This is a genomic window from Streptomyces sp. NBC_00986 (genome assembly GCF_045162565.1).
Taxonomy (GTDB): domain Bacteria; phylum Actinomycetota; class Actinomycetes; order Streptomycetales; family Streptomycetaceae; genus Streptomyces.
Window position 1 is genome coordinate 5,760,369 of sequence record NZ_CP108733.1, and the last position, 14,742, is coordinate 5,775,110.

15 protein-coding genes are annotated in these 14,742 nt (G+C 70.2%); 4 read left to right on the plus strand and 11 right to left on the minus strand.

The genetic code is table 11. The features are described 5' to 3' along the window. Positions 1 to 45: 45 nt before the first annotated feature. The 7 genes from fbaA to OG504_RS25465 form a co-directional block, all read right to left on the minus strand. A complete protein-coding gene (fbaA, locus tag OG504_RS25435) occupies positions 46 to 1,077 on the minus strand; it encodes a class II fructose-bisphosphate aldolase (protein ID WP_405991886.1) in 1,032 nt (343 codons plus the stop codon). Between the two features lie 132 nt (positions 1,078 to 1,209). Continuing rightward, positions 1,210 to 1,758: an orotate phosphoribosyltransferase gene (gene pyrE / locus OG504_RS25440; RefSeq protein WP_405991887.1), complete on the minus strand. Its 549-nt coding sequence runs from the start codon at positions 1,756 to 1,758 to the stop codon at positions 1,210 to 1,212. A 10-nt stretch (positions 1,759 to 1,768) separates the two neighbouring features. Then, positions 1,769 to 2,557: an aldose 1-epimerase gene (locus OG504_RS25445; RefSeq protein WP_405991888.1), complete on the minus strand. Its 789-nt coding sequence runs from the start codon at positions 2,555 to 2,557 to the stop codon at positions 1,769 to 1,771. Between the two features lie 44 nt (positions 2,558 to 2,601). After that, positions 2,602 to 3,453: an SRPBCC domain-containing protein gene (locus OG504_RS25450; RefSeq protein WP_405991889.1), complete on the minus strand. Its 852-nt coding sequence runs from the start codon at positions 3,451 to 3,453 to the stop codon at positions 2,602 to 2,604. 353 nt (positions 3,454 to 3,806) lie between these two features. Then, positions 3,807 to 5,405 carry a polyamine aminopropyltransferase gene (locus tag OG504_RS25455; protein ID WP_405991890.1) on the minus strand — a complete coding sequence of 533 codons (1,599 nt, stop codon included), beginning with the start codon at positions 5,403 to 5,405 and terminating at the stop codon, positions 3,807 to 3,809. A gap of 113 nt (positions 5,406 to 5,518) precedes the next feature. After that, positions 5,519 to 6,055 carry a DUF2617 family protein gene (locus OG504_RS25460; protein WP_266770094.1) on the minus strand — a complete coding sequence of 179 codons (537 nt, stop codon included), beginning with the start codon at positions 6,053 to 6,055 and terminating at the stop codon, positions 5,519 to 5,521. A 453-nt stretch (positions 6,056 to 6,508) separates the two neighbouring features. Further along, the gene (locus OG504_RS25465; RefSeq protein ID WP_405991891.1) at positions 6,509 to 6,820 is read right to left on the minus strand and encodes a hypothetical protein; all 312 of its coding nucleotides are present in this window, start codon (positions 6,818 to 6,820) and stop codon (positions 6,509 to 6,511) included. Positions 6,821 to 7,161: 341 nt separating this feature from the next. On the opposite strand from OG504_RS25465, the gene OG504_RS25470 reads away from it, so the two are divergent. Together OG504_RS25470 and OG504_RS25475 are read left to right on the plus strand one after the other, a co-directional pair. Beyond that, the gene (locus OG504_RS25470) at positions 7,162 to 7,755 is read left to right on the plus strand and encodes a hypothetical protein (protein WP_405991892.1); all 594 of its coding nucleotides are present in this window, start codon (positions 7,162 to 7,164) and stop codon (positions 7,753 to 7,755) included. A gap of 44 nt (positions 7,756 to 7,799) precedes the next feature. After that, a complete protein-coding gene (locus tag OG504_RS25475) occupies positions 7,800 to 8,990 on the plus strand; it encodes a pyridoxal phosphate-dependent aminotransferase (RefSeq protein ID WP_405991893.1) in 1,191 nt (396 codons plus the stop codon). Between the two features lie 87 nt (positions 8,991 to 9,077). On the opposite strand, the gene OG504_RS25480 is transcribed toward OG504_RS25475, so the two are convergent. Next, positions 9,078 to 9,611 carry a YbjN domain-containing protein gene (locus tag OG504_RS25480; protein ID WP_033284794.1) on the minus strand — a complete coding sequence of 178 codons (534 nt, stop codon included), beginning with the start codon at positions 9,609 to 9,611 and terminating at the stop codon, positions 9,078 to 9,080. A 158-nt stretch (positions 9,612 to 9,769) separates the two neighbouring features. Next, a complete protein-coding gene (clpB, locus tag OG504_RS25485; RefSeq protein ID WP_405991894.1) occupies positions 9,770 to 12,367 on the minus strand; it encodes an ATP-dependent chaperone ClpB in 2,598 nt (865 codons plus the stop codon). A 121-nt stretch (positions 12,368 to 12,488) separates the two neighbouring features. Between clpB and OG504_RS25490 the strand changes: the two genes are divergently transcribed. Further along, positions 12,489 to 12,926 (plus strand): pyridoxamine 5'-phosphate oxidase family protein, encoded by a 438-nt coding sequence (locus tag OG504_RS25490; protein ID WP_405991895.1) that lies wholly within the window; start codon positions 12,489 to 12,491, stop codon positions 12,924 to 12,926. Positions 12,927 to 13,066: 140 nt separating this feature from the next. On the opposite strand, the gene OG504_RS25495 is transcribed toward OG504_RS25490, so the two are convergent. Both OG504_RS25495 and OG504_RS25500 read right to left on the minus strand, forming a co-directional pair. Then, entirely contained in the window at positions 13,067 to 13,402 is a 336-nt protein-coding gene (locus OG504_RS25495; RefSeq protein WP_026178811.1) for a hypothetical protein, read from the minus strand. After that, the gene (locus tag OG504_RS25500; RefSeq protein ID WP_405991896.1) at positions 13,399 to 13,602 is read right to left on the minus strand and encodes a hypothetical protein; all 204 of its coding nucleotides are present in this window, start codon (positions 13,600 to 13,602) and stop codon (positions 13,399 to 13,401) included. Before OG504_RS25500 ends, OG504_RS25495 begins: the two co-directional genes overlap by 4 nt. Positions 13,603 to 13,783: 181 nt before the next feature. Here OG504_RS25500 and OG504_RS25505 point away from each other — a divergent pair, with 181 nt between their 5' ends. Next, complete coding sequence (locus OG504_RS25505) at positions 13,784 to 14,728, plus strand: helix-turn-helix transcriptional regulator (protein ID WP_405996421.1); 945 nt, start codon at positions 13,784 to 13,786, stop codon at positions 14,726 to 14,728. The last annotated feature ends 14 nt before the right edge of the window (positions 14,729 to 14,742 follow it).

Below are 14,742 nucleotides of genomic sequence, written 5' to 3' on the forward strand. Positions count from 1 at the left end.
TGCCGTAGCACCGGGCTCGCGAAAAGGCGCCCCGGAGGGCCCTGACTACTTGACCTTCGTGCCCGTGGAGCGCAGGTTCGCGCACGCCTCGGTGACGCGCGCGGCCATCGACGCCTCGGCGAGCTTGCCCCAGGTGCGCGGGTCGTAGGTCTTCTTGGAGCCGACCTCGCCGTCGACCTTCAGGACACCGTCGTAGTTGCGGAACATGTGGTCCGCGATCGGGCGCGTGAACGCGTACTGGGTGTCCGTGTCGAGGTTCATCTTCACGACGCCGTTCTCCAGCGCGGTGGCGATCTCCTCCGGCGTGGAGCCGGAGCCGCCGTGGAAGACGAAGTTGAACGGCTTGCTGCCGGCCGGCTGGCCGTACTTCGCGGCCACGCCCTCGTTCAGCTCCTTGAGCAGCTCGGGGCGGAGCACGACGTTGCCCGGCTTGTACACGCCGTGCACGTTGCCGAACGACGCGGCCAGGAGGTAGCGGCCCTTCTCGCCGAGGCCGAGCGCCTCGACCGTACGGATCGCGTCCTCGACCGTGGTGTAGAGGTTGTCGTTGATCTCGTGCGAGACGCCGTCCTCCTCGCCGCCGGTCGGGGTGATCTCCACCTCGAGGATGATCTTCGCGGCGGCGGCGCGGGCCAGCAGCTCCTGCGCGATGGCGAGGTTGTCGGCGAGGGTCTCCGCCGAGCCGTCCCACATGTGCGACTGGAACAGCGGGTTGCCGCCGGCCTTCACGCGCTCCTCGGAGACGGCGATCAGCGGACGGACGTAGCCGTCGAGCTTGTCCTTGGGGCAGTGGTCGGTGTGCAGCGCGACCGTGACCGGGTACTTCTCGGCGACGATGTGCGCGAACTCGGCCAGGGCCACGGAACCCGTGACCATCTCCTTGGCGTACTGGCCGCCCAGGAACTCCGCGCCACCCGTGGAGATCTGGACGATGCCGTCGCTCTCGGCCTCCGCGAAGCCGCGCAGCGCAGCGTGCAGGGTCTGGGTCGAGGTCACATTGATGGCCGGGTAGGCGAACTTGCCTGCCTTCGCCCGGTCGAGCATCTCGTTGTAGACCTCGGGGGTTGCGATGGGCATCTGTCCGCTCCTTGGTATGTGCGGGTTGGCGATCTTCGCGATCTGCGTGCTACGGCCCTGACCTAGACCTTGGGTGCGACGTCATCGTCGGCCCCATCTTTCCAGACGCGGCCGGATGCTAAGAGTGGGCGGTCAGTCCAGGCCCAGCTCGTCCTTGGAGTAGGCGAAGAGATACGGCACCCCGGCCCCGGCCTCGATCTTCTCGGCGGCACCGGTCGCCCGGTCCACGATGGTCGCGACGCCGACTACCTCGGCGCCGGCCGCGCGCACGGCCTCGACGGCGGTGAGCGGGGAGTCGCCGGTGGTGGAGGTGTCCTCGACGACCAGCACCCGGCGGCCCGCGATCTCCGGCCCCTCCACCTGACGCTGCATGCCGTGCGCCTTCGCGGCCTTGCGCACGACGAAGGCGTCCAGCCTCCGGCCGCGCGCGGCGGCGGCGTGCAGCATCGACGTGGCGACCGGGTCGGCGCCCATGGTCAGCCCGCCCACCGCGTCGAAGTCGAGGTCGGCGGTCAGATCCAGCAGCACCTGCCCGACGAGCGGAGCGGCTTCCCCATCGAGGGTGACGCGGCGGAGGTCGATGTAGTAATCGGCCTCCAGCCCCGACGACAGGGTCACCTTGCCGTGCACCACGGCCTTGTCCTTGATCTGCTGCAGCACCACGCCGCGTACGTCCGTCATGCCGCCCAGCTTAGAGGCGGGTCCACGCCCAGGTCATCGTGGCTTCGAGCGGCTCGATCGGGGTGACCAGGCGGGGCAGGGTGTTCAGGCCGTTCGGCGGGCCGGTCTGCGGTTCCACGCACACGGCGGCCTCCTGCTCGTCGTAGACGACGACCCATTCCTCCGGGCTCGTCACCTTCAGCTCCAGCTGCCCCGGCCAGGTCAGCGTGACGTCGACACCGCCCGGCATGCCGAAACAGTCGTCCCAGGGGCTCGGCTCAGGGTCGATGCGCTTGCCGGTGGGGAGGTGGTCGTCGCCGCGCTCCTCCTGCCAGGCGGGGCTGAAGTCGACGGTCACGTCCTCGCCGCCGAGGTTGCGGTGGAACCACGGGTGCCAGCCGATCTGCGCCGGGAAAGAGTCGTCGTGCGCCTCCACCGCCATCGTGAGCGTCAGAGCGTCCCCGGTCAGCGCGACGACCTGGGTGACGCGGCCCGGGTGGGGCCAGGGCTCGACCAGGTCGTACGTGATGACCGCCTCGTCGGCCGACCTGCGGGCGGTGCGCCAGGCGCCGTCGCGGACGGTGCCGTGGATGGCGTGCGGCGGGGAGTTGAGGGGCATCTGCCGGACGGTCGTACCGTCCCGGAATCGCCCGTCGCGGATCCGCCCGCACCAGGGGACCATCGGGAAGCACCCGAACCGCTCGCCCTGGCGCAGGAGTTCGGTGCCGCCGACACGGAGCCCTCCGATACGGCCGCCGTTGCCCGGCTGCACCGTCACTTCCGCGTCGCCCGCGGTCAGCGTGATCTCTTCGTTACTCACGGCACGACCCTACTGGGCGGATCAAGAGGGCGAACGGCGACCCGTCAACGGCGTTTGCGCAGCACCCTGTTGACCACGATCGCCGAGGCCACGATCACCGCCGCCGCGGGGGCCGCCCAGCGGAGGGTGGCGTTCGTGGCCACGGTCTGCGGGGCGGGGACCGGGGCGTAACGGCCGCGCGGGGGCGCGTGGTCGACCTCCTCCGCGCTGCGCCCGATCATCGTGCGGCGCGCGTGCGCGGCCTCGGCGGGAGGTTCGGGGGTGTCGGCGAAGGTCTCGGAGACATGGGGTCCGGGTTCGTCCAGGCCACCGATGTCGCCCACGGGGTCGTCGATGTCGTCGATCTCATCGAGCTCGTCGGCCAGCGGATCCGTGGGCGGAGGCGGAACCTCGGTGTCCAGTGCCTCCAACATGGCGGTGGGTTCGGCGAGTTCACCCGACCCCGGTTCCTCCACCCCCCTTTCCTCATCCCCATCCGCTTCCGCCCCCAGGTTCTCCGCGAACCGGTCCAGCAGCCTGGTCGTCGCCGACCTCACCGCGTCCGGCGCCAGTTCGGTGATCCGGCCGTCCGCCGTCGCCGTACCGTCGAAGACCAGGGTGGAGCCGCCGTCGGATTCGCGGACGCGCAACGTGAGCGCGAGTTTCACGGAACCGGTACCGCGGGCCTCGGTCGCGTCACCCTCCACGGCGTACGTGCCGTCGTCCTGCGCGGAGACGCGCACGGAACCCCGGTAGGTGATGGAGTGGCTGCCGACGCGGACCTTCAGGCGTCCGGCGACGGGTTCGGTACCGGCGTCCTGCTGGAAGCCGGGGACGGCGCGGGCGACCCGAGCGGGCGCTGCGAGCGCGGCCCGAAGTCGCTCGGCGGGAACCGGAACGTACACCTCATGCTCCATGCTTGCCGAGCCTACCTAGGTTGACCGGGGGTACACCTGCCGTTGCCCAGAAGTGCTGGCGTGTTGACGCGGGCGCCCCTGGGGGCTGCGCCCCCAGACCCCCGCTTCGGCCTGAACGGCCTCGTCCTCCAACGCCGGACGGGCTGATGAATGCCGACCTGCGTTGAAAAGGCGGGCGCCCCCGCAGCCGCCGACGAGACGGGAGCGGGTCGTGGCGGTACGGCGCAGCCCGCCGCGTACCCGGCACCAACCCGTCCAGCCGTGGTGACAAACCGAAGGACCCCGCAAGCGGCGGCCTCGCCGTACCGCCACGACCCCGACCCACCCACCACCCCCGGCGGGCGAACCCACCATCAGTACCGCGGATGCACCAACGTAGAAGCCGCCAGCCCCGCCACCCGCGTCCGCTCCGCCGCCCGTTCCTCGCTCTCGAGCCCCGGCGGCTCGGCAGGGGCCACCCCCCGGGTCGCCAGCACGAACCCCCAGTCCCGCGGAGCCCGAGACGTCCCGGTCGCCCGGTCGGGCCCCGCCGCGAACCCCGAGGCACGGCCGCCCACCCGGTACGGAACAGGGTGCAGCCCGGCCGCACGGACCGTCGAGACCACCGTCCAGAAGACATGGCGCCGCGAGGAGACCGGACCGGCGTGCACGACCAGCCGCCCCCGCTCCGTGAGCGCGCGGCGCGCAAGGCCGTAGAACTCCTGGGAGTACAGCTTCGTGCTGGCGGTGATGCCGGGGTCCGGAAGATCCGCGACGACCACGTCGTACGACCCCGGGCGCACCGCGCGCAGCCGGTCGAAGGGGTCACCCGTACTCACGTGGACGCGCGGGTCGTCGTAGACGTGACCGTTGAGGGCGGACAGGCCGGGGTCGTGACGGGCCAACCGGACGACGCCGGCGTCGAGTTCGACGATGTCGACGCGGCGCACGCCCTGGTGGCGCAGTACTTCCCGCGCCGCGAGACCGTCCCCGCCGCCGAGGACGAGCACGCGCGCGTGGGGACCGTTCATCGCGGGGGCGACGAGGGCCTCGTGGTAACGGTTCTCGTCGCGGCCGCTCACCCTCAGGCGACCGTCGAGGAAGAGATCCAGAGGACGGCCGTGGTCGCCACCCGTGAGGACGACCTCCTGGACGTCGGTCTGGAGCGCGACCCGGACGTCCTTGCCGTAGACCGCGTGCCGCGCGGCCCGTTCGAAGTCGTCGACCAGGACGGCGGCGGAGGCGAGCAGGCCGAGCACCGTGAGGTTGGTGATGACCAGGAGCCAGCGCCCCCGCCGGGAGAGGTCGCGGCGGAACAGGCCCAGGACCAGGGAGCCGCCGGCGACCACGTTGACCGTGCCGGTGAGCAGCGTGCCGGTCAGCTGGCCCAGGAACGGCAGCAGCAGGAAGGGAAACGCCAGGCCACCGACCAGCGCACCGACGTAGTCCGCCGCGAACAGATCGGCGACCGCACCCCCCGCGTCCTGACGACGGATCCGCTGGATCAGCTCCATCAGCAACGGAACCTCCGCGCCGATCAGCAGCCCGATGGCGAGCGAGAAGGCGACCAGGAGACAGCGTGGGCCCTGGGCCCACAGCCCGCCCCAGTTCCCGGTCCAGGCGAAGACCGCGTACAAGGCCATCGCGCTGCACCCGCCGATCAGCGCGAGCGCCGCCTCGACCGCGCCGAACCCCGCCGCCGCGTGCCAGCGCAGCCGTTTCGCGGCGAGCGAGCCGATGCCCATCGCGAACACCATCACGGAGAGGACGACGGACGCCTGGGTGACCGAGTCGCCGATCAAGTACGAGGCGAGGGCGACGAGTTCGAGTTCGTACACGAGTCCGCAGGCCGCGCAGACGAAGACGCCCGCGAGCACCAGGAACCGGCCCGTGCCCGGCCGTACGGGCAGCCGCGCGGGGCCTGCCCACGGTGGCTGGGTACCCGGCCGGGCCGGCGCGTGCGGTTCGATCACGCTGCGACGTTACGTCACATGATGGGCACGCTTCGTCACCCACACGTGTGGAATGTGTTTACAGCGACCGGGGTCGGTGTCGGCCACACGGCCTCATCCGGACCCGTCCAGGTTTATACCGGCGACGGCATCGCGTGCCCCACCGGCACCCGCACCCCCACCCGTGTCCGCGTCGCCACCAGCTGCCCGTCCTGCGGATACGCGTGCCAGGTGCGCCAGTGCACCTGCCCCTCGTGCCGCTGGGCGAGCATCGCGGTGAAGGCGTGCGGGCTGCCGGGGAAGACCCCGGCGAGACCGTTGGGATGGTCGGCGACCAGGGCCAGCAGTTCCTGGGCGCGGCCCGCGAACTGCCCCGGGGACAGCACCTCGACCCGGGCCGCGAACTCGTACTCCCAGTCGCCGACCCGCTTGGCCACCCCGAGCGGCAGCGGTGTGCTGGAACCCGGGATGCACGCGACCGTCTCCGAACAGCTGCCCCGCTCCTCGTCCAGGAGTACCTGGTGGGACGCGCCGAGCAGTCTCAACTGGAGCTTCGCACCGGCCAGTTCGAGATCGAGCGTGGCCAGGGCGGGAAGCGGCTCGCGCCCCAGGGTCCAGGCGAGGTCGGCCGCGCGCGTATCGGTGTAGGAGGTCTTCAGGGTCGTGAGCATGGATCGGCTCCGCTAGCACGCAAAGAAAGGGGAGGTGAGGGGAGGTGTGGGGGTCCGGCACACCCCGGCCGACACCAGGACATCGGCCCGGTCGGCCCAGTAAGGAGAAGGTGTCTGCAGGCGCCCGAGGGGTTGCGTTGGGGCTGCTTTGGTGTTTTAGAGGGAATCATGAGCGGTGGCGCCACCACAGCGTTTTTACCCAACTTCGTGGGGTTTCCATCCCTCAGGGGGCTGCACAGCTCAACTGTTCAACCAAGGCGTACGCCCAGGCGTGTCAGGCGCGCGCCGGAGCGCCCGCCGGGAGCGGTCTCCCGGCGGGCGCTCCGACCCCCCGTCCGATACTTTTCGATACCGTTCGAGCCCTTTCGCCCTGCCCGTTCGATCCCTCCGCGGCGCTCGGCTGCCCCGTGTCAGCCGTCACCGCGTCCGGCTCACCCGGTCACCGCGTCCGGCTCAGTTGCCGCCGCCGCAGCCGCCCCCACCCCCGCAGGACGATCCCCCGCCGCACGACGAGCCGCCCCCGCAGGACGAGTGCCCGCCGCCACCGCAGGAGTGGTGGCCCCCGTGGTGCCCCCCGGAGTGCCCACCCGAGGACGACGAACCCCCGTCCCCCGCCCACCAGCTGCTGCTCGTACCGGCGGCGCTACCTCCGTAGAACCCGCCCCGACGGCCCGATCCCTTGCCGAGCTTGTCCTTGCGCCCCGCGCGGACGATCATTCCGATGAAGGCGACTGCGATCACCGCCAGGATGACGAAGAAGAACATGACGTCACCCTCCTTCCAGTTCCCCCGAAGCGGCCCCCCGTGGGCGCCTCGTGTGGTGCGTGACACAGGGATGCCCGGCCGTCTCACCTGCCAAAGCAGAGTTGAGGAACTTCTGAGGCTGCCCCGGGGAACCCGCGGACTGAACCGGCCGGGGGTGCACGGCCGTTGTCCCTCCACGAGGTTCTCCCGCACGGCCGTGACCGGGCATGACCGGCTCGGGCGAACCGGCGCCGCACCCGGTTCCCACGGGACCGCCAGAACCCAGGAGCGCACCATGTCCGACGACAACCAGGTGTACGGCGCCGCCGGGAGCAGGCGGCGGCGCAACGGAGACGGAGACGGTGGCCTGCTGCGCCGGACGGGTGCGGGGCGCGGCGTCGAACGCCGTACGGCTGGCCAAGACGCCCCGAGGCCGGAAGATGATCGGCGCCACCTTGGCGGTGGGCGGGCTCGCGGTGGCCGGCGCGCTGATCGCCAGCGGGTTCGGAGCGGGCATCGGCGTCGGGATGATCCTCGCCGGCGGGGCCCTGTACATGCAGGGGCGCCAGGCCCGGAAGGAGCAGGCGGCCGGGTGGGGCCCCGGGCCCGGACCGGTGCCCATGTCGTACGAGGCGCACCTGGACATGGCCCGCCCCTGGCCGGAACCGATGGCTCCGCAACAGCCCGTCGTGCCGCAGCCGGTCGAGGGCTACTACGTGTACGCGCATCAGGAAAAAGAGCGGGCCCTCGCGGCCGGACTGCGGTCGAACGGGGAAGGCGGGCCTTCCTGGACGGCTGTGCCGCCCATCTCGCCGGAGGCGACCAGATACCTGAATTCAGCGAACTCCCCGCGCCCCGGTCCCGCGAACGAACAGCGAGGAAGCCGCCAAGGACGCCCCCCGGGGGCGCCCTCCGCCACGAACCCGCCGCCGTCCCGGCGGCCCGGCCGGAGGTGAGGTCCGGCACGGAAAGTTGAGGAACGTCGCGGCTTCGGCGCAGGATGACGGGCATGACCTCCAGTGCACGCCCCCTCCTCAACCGCCGGCTCGCCGAGTTCGGGACGACGATCTTCGCCGAGATGTCCGCCCTGGCCCTGAAGACCGGTTCGATCAACCTCGGCCAGGGTTTCCCCGACACGGACGGCCCCGAGGAGATCCGTGAGGCGGCGGTCCGCGCACTGCGCGACGGACGCGGCAACCAGTACCCGCCGGGCCCCGGCGTCCCCGAACTCCGCACCGCGATCGCCGCCCACCAGCAGCGCCGCTACGGCCTCCCCTACGACCCCGACACCGAGGTCCTGGTCACGGCGGGCGCGACGGAGGCGATCGCCGCGGCCCTGCTCGCCCTCGTCGAACCCGGCGACGAGGTCATCGCCCTGGAGCCGTACTACGACTCCTACGCGGCCTGCATCGCGATGGCGGGCGGCACCCGCGTACCGGTCACGCTCCGCCCGTCCGAGGGCCGCTTCCGACTCGACCTGGACGAGCTGCGCGCCGCCGTCACCGACCGCACCCGCCTCCTCCTGATCAACACCCCGCACAACCCGACCGGCACCGTCCTCACCCGCGAGGAACTCGCCGCCATCGCCGAACTCGCCGTAGAACGCGATCTGTTGGTGATCACGGACGAGGTGTACGAGCACCTGGTGTTCGACGAGGCCGAGCACATTCCGCTGGTGTCCTTCCCGGGGATGCGGGAGCGGACGGTGTCGATCGGTTCGGCGGGCAAGACGTTCTCGTTCACGGGGTGGAAGGTCGGGTGGGTGACGGGGACGCCGGCCCTCGTCACGGCCGTACGGTCGGCGAAGCAGTTCCTGACGTACGTGGCGTCGGGCCCGTTCCAGTACGCGGTGGCGGAGGCCCTGGCGCTCCCGGACTCGTACTTCGACGCCTTCCGCGCGGACATGCTGGCCAAGCGGGACGTCCTGGCGACGGGCCTGGCGGAGGCGGGCTTCGAGGTCTTCCGCCCGGCGGGCACGTACTTCGTCACGACCGACATCCGCCCACTCGGAGAGACGGACGGCTTCGCCTTCTGCCGCGCGCTGCCGGAACTCGCCGGGGTCGTCGCCATCCCGAACGCGGTCTTCTACGACCACCGGGAGGAGGGCGCGCCCTTCGTGAGGTTCGCGTTCTGCAAGCGGGTCGGTGTGCTGGAGGAAGCGGTGGACCGGCTGAAGAAGCTGGCGGTCTGAGAGACGAAAAGACCGGCGCCCGTCCACAGGCTGTGGACGGGCGCCGGTCATACGTGGTCCTGCGGGACTGAGCGGTACTGACGAGAACTACTCCTCGTCGTCCTCGGGCTTCTCGACGGCCTCGTCGACTTCCTCGGTGAGGCCGAGCTGCTCGACGAGCCAGCGGTCGAACTCGATCGCCGCGCGCACCCAGCTGACCGTCGAGGACACGAAGTGGTTCAGGTCGACGCCGGTGCCGATCAGCATCTGCGCCTCACCGATGAGACGGACGGTGCCGTCGTCGTGGGTGTGCGTGTAGACCTTGGGCCACAGGGTGCGGCGGTTCCAGTCGTCGATCGACTCCAGGAGCTGCGGCTTGACGTCGATGTCGTGCGGACGGTCGTAGAACGTCCGCACCGAGAAGACCAGCTGGTCGTCCTCGCCGCGGAACATGAAGTACGTACGGAACTGCTCCCACGGCGCCGCGAGGTCACCCTCGTCGTCGACGACATACTTCAGCTCCATCTGGTCGAGGAGCTGCTTCACGAGGTCCTGATCCGGGACGACGGGGCCCGCCGGTCCTTGGGGGTTCGGCTCGGGCTGGCCCCCGAAGTTCGGAATCGAGGACGGGTCGATGCTCACCGTGTATTTCCCTTCGTACGGATTCCGCCATCCTCCCCCATGCGGGGAGGGGGGTGGCAACCCCTGCCGGGACTGTCCGCCCTGGGCTGACCTGATCCGGTCGACCGGGTCGATCCGGATCCGGTCGATCCGGTCGGCCCGGGTTCCTACGGTGCCACCTACAGCGTCTTCCCCGTCGCCGGCCCCACGATCAGCCCCTCCCCGAACGCGTCCACCCGCACCGTGTCCCCGTCCTTGACCTCGCCCGCCAGGATCTCCTTGGCGAGCCGGTCGCCGATCGCGGTCTGGACGAGGCGGCGGAGCGGTCGCGCGCCGTACGCCGGGTCGTTGCCGTTGTCCGCGAGCCAGGTCAGGGCCTCGTCGCTGATCTCCAGGGTGAGGCGGCGTTCCGCGAGGCGCTTGGCGAGGCGGCCGATCTGGAGGGCGGCGATGCGGCCGAGCTCCTCCCTGTTCAGGGCGGAGAAGACCACCAGGTCGTCCAGCCGGTTCAGGAACTCCGGCTTGAAGGACGCCCGGACCACCTGAAGGACCTGCTCCTTCTTCTCGTCCTCGCCCGTGGTCTGGTCGATCAGGAAGTTGCTGCCCAGGTTCGAGGTGAGGATCAGGATGGTGTTGCGGAAGTCGACCGTGCGGCCCTGACCGTCCGTCAACCGGCCGTCGTCCAGCACCTGGAGCAGCACGTCGAAGACCTCGGGGTGCGCCTTCTCGACCTCGTCGAGCAGGATCACCGAGTACGGCCGCCTGCGCACCGCCTCCGTGAGCTGGCCGCCCTCCTCGTAGCCGACGTATCCGGGCGGGGCACCGACCAGTCGGGCCACGCTGTGCTTCTCGCCGTACTCCGACATGTCGATGCGGACCATCGCCCGCTCGTCGTCGAAGAGGAAGTCCGCGAGCGCCTTTGCCAGTTCGGTCTTGCCCACGCCCGTCGGACCCAGGAAGAGGAACGAGCCGGTGGGGCGGTCCGGGTCCGCGATGCCCGCGCGAGTGCGTCGTACGGCGTCGGAGACCGCCTGTACGGCCTCTCGCTGGCCGATGAGGCGGCGGCCCAACTCCTCCTCCATGCGCAGGAGTTTCTGCGTCTCGCCCTCCAGGAGACGGCCTGCGGGGATGCCGGTCCAGGAGCCGACGACGTCCGCGATGTCGTCGGGGCCGACCTCCTCCTTGACCATCGTGTCCTTGGAGGCTTCCTCCTCGGCCTGGGAGGCCTCCTCCAAGTCCCGCTCCAGGGAGGGGATCTCGCCGTAGAGCAGCTTGGACGCGGTGTCGAAGTCGCCGTCGCGCTGGGCCCGTTCGGCCTGGCCGCGGAGTTCGTCGAGCTTCTCCTTCAGCTCGCCGACGCGGTTGAGGGACTGCTTCTCCTTCTCCCAGCGGGCGTTGAGGCCGCGCAGCTCCTCCTCGCGGTCGGCGAGGTCGCGGCGCAGCTTCTCCAGACGCTCGATGGAGGCGGCGTCCGTCTCCTTGTCGAGGGCCAGTTCCTCCATCTTCAACCGGTCGACGGAGCGCTGGAGTTCGTCGATCTCGACCGGGGACGAGTCGATCTCCATGCGGAGGCGGGAGGCCGCCTCGTCGACCAGGTCGATCGCCTTGTCGGGGAGGAAGCGGGAGGTGATGTACCGGTCGGAGAGGGTCGCGGCCGCCACCAGCGCGCTGTCCGCGATGACGACCTTGTGGTGCGCCTCGTAGCGGCCCTTGAGTCCGCGCAGGATCGCGATCGTGTCCTCGACACTCGGCTCCGCGACCAGCACCTGCTGGAAGCGGCGCTCCAACGCCGGGTCCTTCTCGATGCGTTCGCGGTATTCGTCGAGGGTCGTCGCGCCGACCATGCGCAGTTCGCCGCGGGCGAGCATCGGCTTCAGCATGTTGCCGGCGTCCATCGCGGAGTCGCCCCCGGCACCCGCGCCGACGACGGTGTGGAGTTCGTCGATGAAGGTGATGATCTGGCCGTCGGAGTCCTTGATCTCCGCGAGGACGGTCTTCAGCCGCTCCTCGAACTCACCCCGGTACTTCGCCCCCGCGACCATCGCGCCCAGGTCCAGCGAGACCAGCCGCTTGTTCTTGAGGGACTCCGGCACGTCCCCCTTGACGATCCGCTGCGCCAGCCCCTCGACGACGGCGGTCTTGCCGACGCCGGGCTCGCCGATCAGCACGGGGTTGTTCTTCGTGCGGCGGGACAGCACCTGGACGACCCGCCGGATCTCCTGGTCCCGCCCGATGACCGGGTCGAGCTTGCCCTCGCGCGCGGCGGCCGTGAAGTCCGTACCGAACTTCTCCAGCGCCTTGTACTGCCCCTCGGGGTCGGGTGTGGTCACCCGGCGCCCTCCCCTGCTCTTCTGGAACGCGTCCAGCAGCTTCTTCGCACTGGCCCCCTGCTGGGAGAGTACGTCCCCGGCCGCGCCGCCCTTCGCGGCGATACCGATCAGCAGGTGCTCGGTCGAGAGGTAGTCGTCGCCGAGCTCCTTCGCGCGCTCACCCGCGTCCGCGAGCACCGCGAGCAGCTCGCGGCTGGGCTGCGGCGGCGCGACGGTCGACCCGGTCACGCTGGGCAGCGAACCGAGCACCCGCTCGGCCCCGGACCGTACGGCGGCCTGGTCCGCGTCGACGGCGGCCAGCAGGTCGGTGATGTTCTCGTTGTCCTGCCCCTCCAGCAGCGAGAGCAGCAGATGCGCCGGGGTCAGATCCGCGTGCCCCCCGGTCACGGCACGGTTGCTGGCCGCGTTGATCGCGTCCCGGCTCCTGTTGGTCAGCTCGGCGTCCACGTTCCGGTACTCCTCCTCCTACGATCTTCGTGCACGGAATGACACGGTCAACGTGCACAAAGTTGAGTCTATTCCACTCAAGGCAGTGGCGGGGAGGATCGGGGGACTAAGTTCCGGGACCATGGCCGCATATCCGGTGGACCCGGGCGATCCCGACCCGTCGTATCTCAGCTTCTGGCGGGAACGGCACCTGTGCACCCTCACCACCCTCCGCCCCGACGGCACCCCGCACGTCGTCCCTGTCGGAGTGACATACGACCCGGAGACACGGCTTGCTCGGGTCATCGCGAACAAGTCGAGCACGAAGGTGCTGAACGTCCTGGCCGCCGGCCCCCGGGGCGCCCGGGTCGCCGTGTGCCAGGTGGACGGGCGGCGCTGGGCCACGCTGGAGGGCCGGGCCGTCGTACGCGTCGAACGCGACCGGGTCGCCGAGGCGGAGCGCCGGTACGCGGAGCGTTATGAGCGGGCGCCGTCGCCGAACCCGTCCCGGGTGGTGATCGAGATCGAGCTGACGCGGGCGATGGGGAAGGCGGTGGGGAAGGTGCCGGGGAAAAGCTGAAGCGCCGATTTTCAGCCACCCGGGATCGGTCGATACCCGGAGATTGCGCACAAACTGCAGCGGCGTCACCGTGTTCAGGTCACGGTGACGCCGCTGCGGGGGGAAGCACCTGAGCGATCTGTTACGACGGGGGAATCGCGTCAGGCACTGCGGGGGGTGGCTGAGATGGTCTGGACGTCGGGGGCATCCGTTTCCACCAGCCGGTGGTCTCGCTGGTCAAGATTCACAAAGATCATTCCGTACCGGATGGCGCATCGCACTGGCTGCGGCGCCCCCCGAGGCCGCCGCAGACACCGGTAGGCCCGTACGTCCTCGTCCTCGTCCCGCGTCACGACGACCGGCTCTCCGAACACCGTCACCATGAGCGAGTCACCGCTGTGGGGGATGGCGGTGGCCAGATCGATGAAGTGCCAGCCGGAGCGGTAGGCCGTGGCCATCTCGCGCCGGAAGGAACGGTCGTCGGGGGGAGTGGTCATGACTCGGCGACCCACGTGCTGTCGCTCGGAGCGACCCAGGTGCTGTCGCCCGGGACGTCGGACGCCGTGACGACCCAGGTGCTGTCGTCGGCGGTCACGTTGGTCGTGCGCCAGGTACTGTCGTCGGTCGCCGCAAGGCCACTCAGCGCCCCGAAAGCCACAACGGCGGAGAAGGCGGCGAGAAGCGCCGAGCGAAGCATTCTCTTATGCATAGTCGGCTTCGTCCTCATTTGAAGGTCACCTCTCCCCCGTCGACTACGACGATGGCGCATTCCGGCACGTCGTGGCCACACAATCGATGCATCATGTTCCTGCACGTTCAGGACCCTGGGGGGTGGAGATTTGGTGATTAACGAGACTAATCAGACACATCCTCACGAGCTGACCGATCTGTGCGAGGACGGGCGTCGCCTCTACGGGAACGCTCTCCGGACTGGGCGCGTCGCCCGTAAGGATGTGGAACCCGCGCCCTGCTTGATGGAGTTCGCCCTCCTTCATCCCGATCCTGACGATCCGAACTGGCTGCGCCCGGTGCCCCCGTCGATCGCCCTCGCCCAGCGGCTCAACCCGATCGAGAGCGAGATCACCCAGCGCAGGCGGATGTCCATCGAACTCGCCGACGCTTTCGGGCCGTTCATGGCCCTCAGCGCCCAGTCGACGGCGACCACGCACTCGATCACGGTGCTGGAGGGCCTCGACCGGATCAACGCGGCACTCGATCTGGCCACCGCCCAGTGCCAGACCGAGATGCTCACCGTGCAGCCGAGCCGCCGCCGGCTGGAGCACACCCTCGCGCAGGGGCTGAACCGCGACAGGCCGCTGATCGAACGCGGCTGCCGCATCCGGACGCTCTACCAGCACCCGGCCCGCTACAGCCCCGAGACGCTGGCCTACGTGGCCCAGTTCACCGACGGCAAGGTGGAGTACCGGACCATCGACGAACTCGTCGAGCGGCTGATCATCTGCGACGAGACCGTGGCCTTCATCCCGACCCGCGACGACGGGGAGATCGCCCTCGAACTCCGTCATCCGGGGCTCGTCCGCTACCTGATCAAGGTCTTCGAGTTCATGTGGAACCGCGCGGTCCCGCTGAGCGCCGGCGCGCCGTACGAGACCGCCCCGGACGGCATCACCGAGATCCAGCACTCGATCGCCAAGCTCCTCATCGAGGGCCACGTCGACGAGGCGATCGCCCGGCGCCTGGGGATGAACGTCCGTACCTGCCGCGCCCACATAGCCAAGCTCGCGACGGCTCTGGGCAGCGGCAGCCGCGCCCAGCTCGGGTTCCTCATAGCGCAGTCGGGGATCCTGAAGCAGGAGCCCTGACCCCACAGGAAGAA